Raw genomic sequence first — 12,351 nt, 5'->3', positions numbered from 1 at the left:
GGATCAGTTGGCGGCCTTGCGGCGTTGCAGGAAGAGGTCGATGCCGTCCACCAGGGCGAGCCAGCTCGCCTCGATGATGTTGTCGGAAACACCGACGGTGCCCCAGTTGCGGTGGCCGTCGGTGGAGACGATGAGCACGCGGGTCTTCGCGGCGGTGGCGTCATGGCCGTCCAGGATGCGGACCTTATAGTCCACCAGGGAGACTTCCGCGATTTCCGGGTAGAAGGGGAGGAGTGCCTTGCGCAGGGCAAGGTCCAGCGCGTTCACCACACCGTGGCCTTCCGCGACGGTGAGTTCCGGCGTGCCGTTGACGGCCAGCTTCACGGTCGCCTCGCAGACCGGCGGGTGGCCGTCGCGGTACTGGCGGAAGCTGGTGTGGTATTCCGTGAGGTCGAAGGGTTTCGTGTATTGGCCCAGCTCACGGCGGATGAGGATCTCCAGGGAGCCGCCGGCGGCCTCGAAGGAGTAGCCCTCATTCTCCAGTTCCTTGACGTTTTTCAGGATGGCGGATGCCTCCTTCGATCCCTTCTCCAGCGGGATGCCGAGGCGCTCCGCCTTCAGCAGAATGTTCGACTGGCCGCTGAGTTCGGACACCAGGATGTTGCGGGCGTTGCCGACGCTTTCCGGGACGATGTGCTCGTAGCTGCGTGCCAGCTTCTGAACGGCATTCACGTGCATGCCGCCCTTGTGCGCGAAGGCGGTGCGGCCGACGAACGGGGCGCGCGCGAAGTGCGGGTTGTTCGAGACGTCATCGACGAAGTAGGAAAGATCCTGCAGCTTGTCGAGCTGGGGGACGACCTCGATGCCCATCTTCAGTTGGAGGATGGGAATGACGGAGGTGAGGTTGCAGTTGCCGGTGCGTTCCCCGTAGCCGTTGATGGTGCCCTGGACCTGGGTGCCGCCCGCTTTCACGGCGGCGACGGCGTTGGCGACGGCCAGCTCGCAGTCGTTGTGGGTGTGGATGCCGAAAGGGGTGTTGGGGATGCGGGCCTTCACGGCGGCGCAGATTTCCTCCACCTCGGAGGGCAGGGTGCCACCGTTGGTGTCGCAGAGGACCAGGCAGGAGGCACCGCCCTGCGCGGCGGCCTCGATGGCGGCGAGCGCGTGCTCAGGGGAGTCCTTGTAGCCGTCGAAGAAATGCTCCGCATCATAGACCACCTCGCGGCCGTGCTTCACCAGGTAGGCGACGGTGTCGTGGATCATGGCGCGGTTTTCCTCCACGGTGGTTCGCAGCACCTCGGTGACCTGCATCTCCCAGCTCTTGCCGAAGATGGTGACGACGGGCGTCTCCGCCGCCAGCAGCAGGGCGACCTGCGGGTCTTCCTCCACTGGGGTGTTCGCGCGGCGGGTGGAGCCGAACGCGGCGAGCTTCGCGTGCTTCAGTTCCAGCTTCTTCGCCTCCTGGAAAAACTCGACGTCCTTCGGGTTGGAGCCCGGCCAGCCGCCTTCGATGTAGTCCACGCCGAATGCGTCCAGACGCTCGGCGATCCGGAGCTTGTCGAGTCCGGAAAGTTGGAAGCCTTCCCCCTGCGTGCCGTCACGGAGGGTGGTGTCATAGAGGAATACGGATTTGGCGCTCATCGGCTGGGGGCGGAGACCGTAGGGGCTGCGCGGGGAATGGGCAAGGGGGAAGCGCGGGGCGGAAAATGGGGCAATTTTTCGGGATGAGCGCGCCTACTGGGACCGCGGGATTCATCCCGCCCCGGAGAATCCCGCCAACATGCGAAGCCAAGCGGAATGAATTCCGCGGTCCCAGGCCGGATTTCCGTGCTTGTCCGCCGTCCCGGTTTCAGGTCCGGTGCTTGTGATATGGAAATGGCCGAAGTGACCTGCCCCACGTGTTTCGAGGTCTTCGAGGTCGCCGTCCCCTACCCGGACGAGATGCCGACGGAGGTGGACTATGACTGCGAAATCTGCTGCCGCCCGATGACCATCGTCTTCACGGAAGATGAGGTGTACGCCCGAGGGCTTGGAGAGTGAACATCGAACGTCCAACATCGAACGTCGAAGTGAAGAAGCGATGAGCCGAAGCGCTCCATTGGGCGTTGGAGAACTGCGGGCCTTTTTTAATCTGTGCTTAAAAAACACCCACTGATTCCCAAGGATACTCTCCCCCAGCGCAGTCACCGCACCTCTCTCTTCACTTCAATGTTCGATGTTGGACGTTCGATGTTGGACGTTCACTTCAGTGTGGAAAGGTATTCCACCACATCGCGGATCTCACGCGGGGTGAGGATGGCGCCCATGGGGGGCATGGTGCTGACCGGTGGGGTGCGGCTGGCAATTTCCGTAAGGGCGACTTTTTTCGCGGTGCCGTCCGGCAGGGTGAGGGAGAGGGAGTCAGGCGTTTCCTCCTTCAGGGCGCCGGCGAGGGCGGTGCCGTCCTTGAGGATGGCGGTCATCATGCCGAAGCCGGGGGCGAGCTTCGCGCCGGGATCGTGGAGGGACTCCAGCAGGTAGTCGCGGCCTTTCGTGCCGATATGGGTGAGTTCCGGGCCGACGTTGCTGCCCTCCGGGCCGATGCGGTGGCAGGCCAGGCACTGGGCGGCGAGGTGGCCGGTGAAGACTTTCTGCCCGGCGGCGGCGTCTCCACCTTCCAGCGAGGCGAGATGGGGGGCGGTCTTGTCGAGCTTCGCCCGCAGGGTGCGGCCCGCCTTCATCTTGAGCGCGTCCGCGACGTCCAGCAGCTCCAGCAGGATGGGACCGTCCGGCTTTTCAATGGATGCGGCGAGCAGGTCGGTGAGGTATTTCTTCGCCTTCGCGTCGTTCTTCACCAGCAGGAGCAGGCTCACGGCGTTCTGGCGCTCCGCGTTGTCCTTGGAGGTGGAGACGGCGGAGATGATGTATTCCACGACTTCATGAGGCCACTGCACGGCGAGCAGCTCGGCGGCGGCGGAGCGGAGGGCGGGTTCGTCGCTCTTGAGAAGACCGGAGGCGATCCCGCGGAAGGCTTTTTCATCGGCGTTGCGGAGCAGCTTGAGGGCGCGAACGCGGGCGGCGGGCTTTGCGGCGGTGTCGGTCGCTTCGGCTGCGAGTTCCTTCGGGTCCGCTGCGATGCCGAAGGCGGCGGCGACATCCGCGGCGGCCACGGCGATGGCGTCGGACGCGTCATGCTTCAGCGCGGCGATGGCGCGGGTGACGGCTTCCTTGGTGGCGGGTGTGTTGTCGCCGGGCTTGAACGGATCGTAGCGGCCATCGACCAGGTCGAGCTCCGGAGTCTTGTCCCAGGTGGCGAGCGCTTCCAGCGCGGCGACGCGGGTCGCCTCCGGTGCGTCCGCAGAGGCTGCCACTGCCAGCAGGCGCCCCGCGGATGCGGCGTCCGCCAGACGGCGGTTGGCGGCGATGGAACGGCGGGCGGCGGGTGCCTCCGCCTTCGGGTTTTCCTGGATGAGGGCGGCCAGCGCGGGCATCGCGGCGGAAATACCAGGAGCATCGTAGATGGAGCGGGCGGCCTCGCTGGTGACGGCGGCTTCCTTGTCCTTCAACAATGCGGCGGCGTGGGGTGAGGAGGTGCGGCGGAAGGCGACGGCGGCGGCCACCCGGACGGCGGCGGAAGCATGGGTGAGCGTCTTTGCCGCGACCTTGTCCGGCTCCATGCCGGAAAGCGCCATCACGCCGGCCTGGCGGAGATACACGTCACGTCCATCGTTTTCCGCGAGCATGGCGACCACGGCATCCAGCGCGGAGTCCATCTTCAGCTTGCCGATGGCATTGGCGGAAAAGGCGCGGACACGGGAGGAGGAATCCGTGAGCAGTTTTGTCAGAAGCGGCTGGGCTTCCCCGGCGGACTCACCCGCCCACTTCGCGGCCTGGGCGCGGAGTTCCGCATCCTTTCCTTCCGCGAGGGTTTTGAAAACGGCGGTGTCGAAGGTCTTTGTCTGCGCCAGCCCCCACAGCGCGTGGATGACGGCGATGCGCGGGGACTCCGCGCTGGTGGAGGCGGCTTTCAGTTCCGGGATCGCCTTGCGCTTCGCCAGTTCCCACTGGGCGTCCAGGCGCACGCGCTGGTCGGCATGGGAAAGGCGTTTCACCAGATCCGGCGTGGCGACGTCGGTTGGTCCCGCCTTGAGGAAGGCGGCGACTTCCTTGCGTACGGCGCTGTCCTTCACGGAGGTGTCATCCAGCTTCCAGACCGCGCCCTTTTCCTTGAGCGGATAACCGCCCGCCCAGTCCGCGCCATAGAGCGCGCCATCCGGGCCGAAGTTGATGCCGATGATCATGGGTCCCTTCACCACCGTGTGGGCGTCCGTCATGCGGAACGAGGCTCCGTTTTCCTCCACCTTGAACGCCTGGATCTCGCCCTTCGGGAATTCGCTGGTGAAGAAGGAGCCCTTGTAGCGGTCGCTGAGGGCGGTGCCGGGATTGTAGGCGAATCCGGCGGGGCCGTCGCCGTAGCTGGCGAGCGTGGGGGTGATGTAGGCGGGCTGGAACGGCCCGGTGGGGATGGAGATGGACTCCGCGAGCCATGGCTGGTACTCGCCGGATTTACGGTATTGGTAGTAGCAGCGCCAGCCGGTGTCGGAGCCTTCCGTGATGTAGACGAACCGCTCGCGCTCGCCCTTCATGTCCGCGTCATTGTCCACGCCGAACATGTTGCCGTAGTCGTCGAAGGCGAACTCCTGGCAGTTGCGCAGGCCCCGCGCGTAGATCTCGAACTCCGTGCCGTCCGGGTTGCAGCGCAGCACCGCGCCCTCATGCGGCGCGGACCAGAGTTTCCCTTCCTTTGACATCACGCTGGTGCCCTTGTCGCCGATGGACCAGTAGAGCTTCCCGTCGGGTCCCCACGTGAGGCCGTGCATGTCATGCCCGGCATAGGCGATATGCAGGCCGAAGCCGTGGGCGATGGATTCCCGCTTGTCCGCCTTTCCGTCGCCATCCGTGTCGCGGAGTTTCCACACATCCGGGGCGATGGTGCTGTATACATCCCCGCGCCAGGCGAACACGCCCGCCGCGATGCCGGTGACCTCCGTGTTGAAATCCTCCGCGAAAGTTTCGGATGAATCCATCACGCCATCGCCGTCCTTGTCGGTGAACTTGATGATCTTCTCACTTATGGCGGTGAGGTCCTTCACGTCCACCACGCCGTCCTTGTTGTGGTCCTTCAGCGACGGGTGGTCCTGGAAATTCTTTCCGTCGAGCTGCTTGCGGAAAAACGCCTGCTTCTGCTCCACGGAGGTGTGGGAAAGGTCATCCGTGATCCACTGGGTGAACTCGCGGATGTCCAGGTCCGCGGCCTTCCGGCGGGCGGTCTCCGTGACATAGACGGTGCCATCCACATCCACGGTGACGGACACCGGGTTTTTCAGCAACGGCTCCTTCGCGACGAGCGTGCGCGTCAGGCCATTGGCGGCGGGAAAGGTCTCCGGTGCGGCGAGGGCGATGCCGGGCAGGAACAGGATCAGGTGGCGCGGGGACATGGGCTTGATGGGGAACATTGAACATCGAACGTCCAACGTCGAACTTTGAAGGAGGGTATTCGGCCCCTGCGGCATGGTTCTTTCGTGGGATAACCGGATGGGGAGGGGGCAGGTAAGAACGCTGTTGCGGGATGTCGCGGAATTTCCGGAAATACGGGAATGCTGGAACTGATGAAGCGATCCCTGCCGTTGGTATTGCTGTTGGTGTTGCTTCCCGGTTGCTGGGTGAGGCTGCCAGTGGTGCCGGGAGATGGGGTCGAGGGCCGCGGCGGGGAGGTCCGGACGCTGGAGGAGGATATCAAGCTGGTCCGGAATCTCGGAAGACATTACGCCCGGAAGCTCCCCGATAAGTCGGACAAGGAGGGTGAAATCGTCAAGAAGGGCTCCCGCATCCGGGTAGGAAGGGCGGTGAAACGGATCGAGGAGCCGGGTATTGAATACTTCTACGTCTGCGTTGTGGAAGATACCGGCAGGAAGTTTGATCTGCCGTTTTCCTACAGGGAGACCATTGGCTTGCCTGTTTGGTCGAAGTGGATGAACCACGGTGGGGCCGGGCAGGACTGATCTTCAACTACCTGCTCAGGTATGATGGACACGGATGAAAAGCTCCGCCATGAATGCGCCGACACCCAGGGTCACCGCCAGCAGGACCTTCCAGCCCCGCATGCGGAAAATCCATAGCTGGAAAGTCACGAACATCAGGTAGAAGACCAGATGGTTGGAAACCGCGATTGCCAGAAACTTGTAGTTGGGTGAGGAGGCCTGCGAATGCACGGCGTTACGGTTAACCTCTGGTAGTTCGCCAATGCCGCCGGAGGACAGGAGTGTCCTCCCTCCTTACTCCAATGCCGTTGTTCTGCGCTCCTTTGCCGCCTTCGCGCCTTTGCGGTAGATCTTCTTGTTTCACGGATGAAGGCGTGGACCTCAATCCTTCCGCGTCAGTTCGACAAAGACATCCTCCAGAGTCGCTTCATGGCGGAAGAGGGAGCGGCAGGGCCAGCCGTGCTGGGCGACGAGGTTGTGGATGCGCTCGCGGGCGTCCGTACCGGAATCGACCCAGACGGTGAAGCGGGTCCAGCCGTCGTCGAGCGTCTCAGGACTGACCTTTTTCACCCGGTCGAGGCGGGAGATCGCTCCTCCCGCGACATCGGCGTCCGCCTGGAGTTCCAGTTGGACCCGGCCTGCGGCGCGCATCTGGCCGATGAGGTTCGCCGGGGTGTCCGCGGCCTTGATCCGCCCGCTGTCGATGATGATGACGCGGTTGCAGGTCATTTCGACCTCGGAGAGGATGTGGGTGGACACCAGGACGGTGTGGTTGTCGGCCAGGCGCTTGATGAGTTCGCGGATCTGGCGGATCTGGTTGGGGTCCAGGCCGTTGGTCGGCTCATCCAGGATGAGGAGTTCCGGCTGGTGGACCAAGGCGTCCGCGAGGCCCACGCGCTGGCGGTAGCCTTTGGAGAGGGTCTTGATCATCTTGCGGCGGACGCTCTCCAGGCCGCAGGTGTCCAGGACGTCGCCCACGCGGCGGCGGGCGTCGCCGCCTTTCAGGCCCTTGAGCTGGGCGCGGAAGCGCAGGTACTCCCGTACCCGCATGTCTTCATAGAGGGGGACGTTCTCCGGCATGTAGCCGATCTTCCGGCGGGCATCCAGCGACTGGCGGAAAATGTCGAACCCGGCGATGGTGGCGGAGCCGGAGGTGGGCGGGAGGTAGCCGGTCAGCATCCGGAGGGTGGTTGTTTTGCCCGCTCCGTTGGGCCCCAGGAAGCCGACGATTTCTCCCTTGGCGACTGAAAATGAGATGCCTTTGACGGCTTCGTGGCGGGCAAAGCGTTTGCTGAGCTGATGGACTTCGATCATGGGTGATTTTTGCCCTTAGGACGTGATGAAAATAACGGTTGTGCGGTTGACGAGGCGAGGCCGACCCCTTAACTAAGCGTTGCGCGTGGCGGGCCAAGCCGGAAATTTCCGCAGGCTTTCCGCCGATACCTGACCCATCGCTCATGAACTCATCGGTTTCGCCCCGCTTGAATGCGGATTTGTTGGATGAAAAGTACGCCCAATGGTGTGAGGATCCCCGCTCGGTAGAGCCCACCTGGTCCGCATTCTTCGAAGGTTTCGAACTGGGCGCCGCACAGGCGAAACGGCGTGAGGAGGCGGGTGCGTCCGCACCGGCCGCCGCACCCGGCAAGGCGAGCGATTCCGACCTGGCATTCTACGGCAAGGTCGTGAGCCTGGTGTACAACTACCGCACGCTGGGCCACACCCAGGCCCGCATCAATCCTCTCGACCCGCCGGAGGTCAACCCGCGTCTGAAACTGGACCAGTTCGGCTTCACGGAAGCGGACCTGGACCGGGAGGCGTCCACCCAGTGGTTCCGCCACGGGGATAAGATGAAGCTGCGCAACATGGTGTCCGCCCTGGATGCGACCTACTGCGGCCTCATCGGCTTCGAGTTCATGCACATCCACAACACGACCGTCCGCCACTGGCTGCGCGAACGGATCGAGCTGCATGCGACGACCGTTTCCGAATCCCAGGAGCGCAAGGTCAACTCCCTGCGCTGGGTGCTGGAGGCGGAGGCGTTTGAAAATTTCATCGGCAAGAAGTTCATCGGTGAGAAGCGCTTCTCGCTGGAAGGCGGCGAAGGCTCCATGGTGGTCCTCAACGCGATCCTGGAACACTGCCCGTCCCAGGGCGTGCTGGAGATCGAGATGGGCATGGCCCACCGCGGACGCCTCAACGTGCTGGCGAACTTCGTCCGCAAGTCGCTGACCACCATTCTCTATGAATTCACGCCGAATTACGTGCCGGACCTCGTGGCCGGTGACGGGGACGTGAAATACCACCTCGGCTACGAGAGCGTGCGCGAGCTGGCGGACGGAAATGTCCGCGTGAGCCTGGCCGCGAACCCGTCCCACCTGGAGGCGGTCAACGCCATCGTCGAGGGCAAGGCACGCGCCCGCCAGCGGGTGCTGGGTGATGACGGATCCGCCACCGACCGCAAGCAGGTGCTGCCGATCCTCATCCACGGGGACGCCGCCTTCGCCGGACAGGGTTCCGTCGCGGAGGTGCTGAACCTTTCCCAGCTCCCGGGCTACCGCACCGGCGGCACCATCCACCTCATCGTCAACAACCAGATCGGCTTCACCACCTCCCCGGCGGACGCCCGCTCGTCCTCCTACGCGACGGACGTGGCGAAGATGATCGACGCGCCGATCCTCCATGTGAACGGCGAGGAGCCGATGGAACTGTACTGGGCGGCCCGCTTCGCGCTGGAGTTCCGCCAGAAGTTCGGCCGCGACATCGTCATCGACATGTATTGCTACCGCCGCCAGGGCCACAACGAGGCGGACCAGGCGGCTTTCACCCAGCCGATCATCGCCAAGAAGATCGCCGAGCGCGAAACCTTCGGCGTCATTTACAAGAAGAAGCTCGTCGCGGAGGGTGTCCTCTCCCAGGCGGATGCGGACGCGCTGGAGCAGGCCATCTGGGCCCGCCTGGAGGCGGGCTACCAGAAGATGGTGCAACTGACCGAGGCGGGAGACCGCACCGTCTACAGCGGCTCCACCGCCATCGAGCAGGGACCGTATTCCCATGCCTCCGTCGCCACCGGCATCGACAAGGAGAAATTCCACCACATCGGCAAGGTGCTGACCAACGTACCGGAGGGCTTCACCCTTCACCCCACGCTGGCGAAACGCTTCGTCCCGCGCCGTGAGGAAGCGCTCCAGGGCGGCGGCCCCATCGACTGGGCCTTCGCGGAATCCCTCGCCTGGGGTTCCCTGCTGCTGGAAGGAAATCCGGTGCGCCTGTCCGGCCAGGACTGCCGCCGCGGCACCTTCTCCCAGCGCCACGCCGTGTTCTACGACTTCGAGGACCGGAACCGCTACATCCCGCTGGAGAACCTGAGCGAGAACCAGTCGAAGTTCTGCGTCTACAACTCCTTCCTTTCGGAGTTCGCCGTGCTCGGCTTCGACTACGGTTACTCCCTCGGCTACCCCAGCATGCTCACCATGTGGGAGGCCCAGTTCGGTGACTTCTCCAACGGCGCGCAGGTCATCATCGACCAGTTCATCGTCTCCGCGGAGTCGAAGTGGCAGACGCCCAGCGACCTGGTCATGCTGCTGCCGCACGGCTACGAAGGCATGGGTCCGGAACACTCCAGCGCCCGTCTGGAGCGTTTCCTCCAGCTCTGCGCGGCGGACAACATCATCGTCGGCAACTTCACCACCCCGGCGCAGTATTTCCACGCGCTGCGCCGCCAGAAGCGCCGGGAGTTCCGCAAGCCGCTCATCCTGATGACGCCGAAGAGCCTGCTCACGCGGCCGGAGGCGGTCTCCTCCGAGGCGGATTTCCTCGAGGGCACCTGCTTCCAGGAAGTGCTGCCGGACCTGAAGATCTTCAACAACCCGGCGGACGTGAACCGCGTGGTGTTCTGCACCGGGAAGGTCTTCTACGACCTGATGGCCTACCGCACGGAGCACAACATCGAGAACGCCGCCATCATCCGCATCGAGCAGCTCTACCCGTTCCACAAGGAAATGGTGGGGGCGATCATCGGCCAGTATCCGAACGCCACCGAGTTCATCTGGTGCCAGGAGGAGCCGCAGAACATGGGCGCGTGGTCGTTCATCTTCCCGCACCTGGAGGAGGTCGTCGGCAAGAAGGTCCGCTACGCAGGCCGCGTCACCGCCGCCAGCCCCGCCGCCGGATCGAAGACGATGCACTACCGCGAACAGAAGGCGCTGCTCGGCCGTGCCTTCGAGATCTGATCCCCGTCCGAATCCATCCGTTTCCCACACGTTTCACTCATGTCCCTCGACGTCAAAGTCCCCGCCGCCGGTGAGTCCATCACCTCCGCCAATGTCGCCCGCTGGCACAAGAAGAACGGCGACGCCGTACAGAAAGGCGATGTCCTCGTCACGCTGGAAACCGACAAGGTTTCCAACGAGCTGGAGGCGGATGCCGCGGGAACGCTGGCCATCCTGGTGAACGAGGGTGAGGAAGTCGCCATCGGCACCGTGATCGCCCGCATCGAGGAAGGTGCCGCCGCACCCGCCGCCCAGTCCGCACCGGCCGCCGCTCCTGCGGAAGCCGCCGCGAAGCCGGCCGCCGCTCCGTCTTCCGATGACACGAAACCGGGCATCGGCTCGTCCGCCGGTCTGGTGGTGGAAGTGAAAGTCCCCGCCGCCGGTGAGTCCATCACCTCCGCCAACGTCGCCGCCTGGCGCAAGAAGGATGGCGACATCGTCAACAAGGGCGAGATCCTCGTCACTCTGGAGACGGACAAGGTTTCCAACGAACTGGAGGCGGAAGTCTCCGGCCGCCTGAAGGTGCTGGTCGCCGAAGGTGAGGAAGTTTCCATCGGCACCGTGATCGCCACCATCGATCCGAACGCCGCGGAAGACGCCGCCGCCGCGAAGCCGGTGGCGACACCTGCCCCGGCCAAGGAAGCGCCAGCAGCCGCCGCAGCTCCTGCAGCGGCACCCGCCGCCGCGCCTGCCGCCGCCCAGGACGCCCCGCGCCTGAAGCCGGACCTGACCGTCCTTTCCGCCCCTGCCCAACGTGAGTCCGCCGCGGCGGAAACCAGCGATGGCCGCACCACCCGGAAGAAGATGTCCATGCTGCGCCGCAAGATCGCGACGCATCTGGTCAACGCCCAGCAGACCGCCGCCATCCTCACCACCTTCAACGAGGTGGACATGACCGCCGTCATGGACCTGCGGAAAGCGGTCCAGGATGACTTCGTGAAGAAGCACGGCGTGAAGCTCGGCTTCATGTCGTTCTTCATCAAAGCCGTCACCCAGGCGCTCAAGGACGTGCCCGCGCTCAACGGCCGCATCGAGGGCAACGACATCATCGAGAACCATTTCTACGACATCGGCGTCGCCATCGGCACCGACAAGGGCCTGGTCGTTCCCGTCCTGCGTGACGCGGACAAGAAGGGCTTCGCCCAGATCGAGAAGGACATCATCGGCTACGCCAACAAGGCGAAGGAAGGGAAGATCACCATCGAGGACCTGACCGGCGGTGTCTTCACCATCTCGAACGGCGGCACCTACGGTTCCCTGCTCAGCACGCCGATCCTCAACCCTCCGCAGAGCGGCATCCTCGGCATGCACACCATCCAGCAGCGTCCCGTCGCACTCAATGGCCAGGTCGTCATCCGCCCGATGATGTATCTCGCCATGAGCTACGACCACCGCCTGGTGGACGGCAAGGAGGCGGTGACCTTCCTCATCCGCATCAAGGACTGCCTTGAGAATCCGACGCGTCTCCTGCTGGAGATGTGAGGACCTGAAAAATCCACGGAAGGGCGGGAGTGATCCCGCCCTTTTCCTTTTCCCCAATGGACCTGCTCGTCAAAGGAGTGATCGCCCTGCTCCGCAAATGCGTCGCGGCGGAGGCGGAGGAGACGTTCCGGGGCAGGGAAGGCGGCATCGCGAAGGCGCTCCTCATCCTGCCGCTGATCCTGCTCGTCATCTTCGCGGGAGTGACCTGCTATGTCCTTTCTAAGCCCATGGATCCCGCGCGGGCGAATGACCCTGCGGAGGTGATCTCCGGCATCATCCTTGCCACCGTCATCCCCGGCCTCCTGCTCTGGATGTTGGTCCATTTCTTCACCTTCCGGGTATCCGTCGCGGAGAATGTCATGACCGTCTCCAGCCTCGTCACCCGGCGGAAGCAGGTCCGGCTGGATGAGCCGTTCGAATTCTTCCACGACGGGGAGAACGACAAATTCCGGATCACCCAGGACGGCACGGTTGTCCGGCTCGGCTGGATTGTGAATGGCTACGAGGAGTTCCTCAACCTGGTGTGGATGAAGTCCCGCCGCTGGTCGTAGCCCTCTGGTTTTCGTCGTTCCTTGGGACCTGCGGGCGTTTTTTGACCACGGATGGAAGGATTGAACGGATTGCGCGGATTCCGATTCTCC

General features: G+C 64.1%; 9 protein-coding genes. 5 read left to right on the top strand and 4 right to left on the bottom strand.

Annotation, left to right across the window (positions count from 1 at the left end):
* Positions 1 to 3: 3 nt before the first annotated feature.
* A complete protein-coding gene (gene cimA / locus OVA24_RS18320) occupies positions 4 to 1,581 on the bottom strand; it encodes a citramalate synthase (protein ID WP_267671568.1) in 1,578 nt (525 codons plus the stop codon).
* A 234-nt stretch (positions 1,582 to 1,815) separates the two neighbouring features.
* On the opposite strand from cimA, the gene OVA24_RS18315 reads away from it, so the two are divergent.
* A complete protein-coding gene (locus OVA24_RS18315; protein WP_267671567.1) occupies positions 1,816 to 1,980 on the top strand; it encodes a zinc ribbon domain-containing protein in 165 nt (54 codons plus the stop codon).
* Positions 1,981 to 2,180: 200 nt separating this feature from the next.
* Here OVA24_RS18315 and OVA24_RS18310 read toward each other — a convergent pair whose 3' ends face one another.
* Positions 2,181 to 5,417, bottom strand: a complete 3,237-nt coding sequence (locus OVA24_RS18310; protein ID WP_267671566.1) for a PVC-type heme-binding CxxCH protein — start codon at positions 5,415 to 5,417, stop codon at positions 2,181 to 2,183.
* 171 nt (positions 5,418 to 5,588) lie between these two features.
* Between OVA24_RS18310 and OVA24_RS18305 the strand changes: the two genes are divergently transcribed.
* A complete protein-coding gene (locus tag OVA24_RS18305) occupies positions 5,589 to 5,981 on the top strand; it encodes a hypothetical protein (RefSeq protein WP_267671565.1) in 393 nt (130 codons plus the stop codon).
* 15 nt (positions 5,982 to 5,996) lie between these two features.
* On the opposite strand, the gene OVA24_RS18300 is transcribed toward OVA24_RS18305, so the two are convergent.
* Both OVA24_RS18300 and OVA24_RS18295 read right to left on the bottom strand, forming a co-directional pair.
* On the bottom strand, positions 5,997 to 6,191 hold the full coding sequence (locus tag OVA24_RS18300) for a hypothetical protein (RefSeq protein ID WP_267671564.1): 195 nt from the start codon (positions 6,189 to 6,191) through the stop codon (positions 5,997 to 5,999).
* A 150-nt stretch (positions 6,192 to 6,341) separates the two neighbouring features.
* The gene (locus tag OVA24_RS18295) at positions 6,342 to 7,274 is read right to left on the bottom strand and encodes an ABC transporter ATP-binding protein (protein ID WP_267671563.1); all 933 of its coding nucleotides are present in this window, start codon (positions 7,272 to 7,274) and stop codon (positions 6,342 to 6,344) included.
* Between the two features lie 143 nt (positions 7,275 to 7,417).
* Between OVA24_RS18295 and OVA24_RS18290 the strand changes: the two genes are divergently transcribed.
* From OVA24_RS18290 to OVA24_RS18280, 3 genes are read left to right on the top strand one after another with little or no spacing between them, the layout of a single operon-like run.
* Positions 7,418 to 10,189, top strand: coding sequence for a 2-oxoglutarate dehydrogenase E1 component (locus tag OVA24_RS18290; protein ID WP_267671562.1), 2,772 nt, complete (start codon positions 7,418 to 7,420; stop codon positions 10,187 to 10,189).
* A 39-nt stretch (positions 10,190 to 10,228) separates the two neighbouring features.
* Positions 10,229 to 11,710, top strand: coding sequence for a dihydrolipoyllysine-residue succinyltransferase (sucB, locus tag OVA24_RS18285; RefSeq protein WP_267671561.1), 1,482 nt, complete (start codon positions 10,229 to 10,231; stop codon positions 11,708 to 11,710).
* A 56-nt stretch (positions 11,711 to 11,766) separates the two neighbouring features.
* Positions 11,767 to 12,261, top strand: a complete 495-nt coding sequence (locus tag OVA24_RS18280; RefSeq protein WP_267671560.1) for a hypothetical protein — start codon at positions 11,767 to 11,769, stop codon at positions 12,259 to 12,261.
* Positions 12,262 to 12,351: the final 90 nt, after the last annotated feature.

The sequence above is a fragment of the Luteolibacter sp. SL250 genome (genome assembly GCF_026625605.1).
Lineage (GTDB): Bacteria > Verrucomicrobiota > Verrucomicrobiia > Verrucomicrobiales > Akkermansiaceae > Luteolibacter.
Note: the sequence above shows the minus strand (reverse complement) of the source record. Positions and strands in the feature narration are given on the sequence as shown.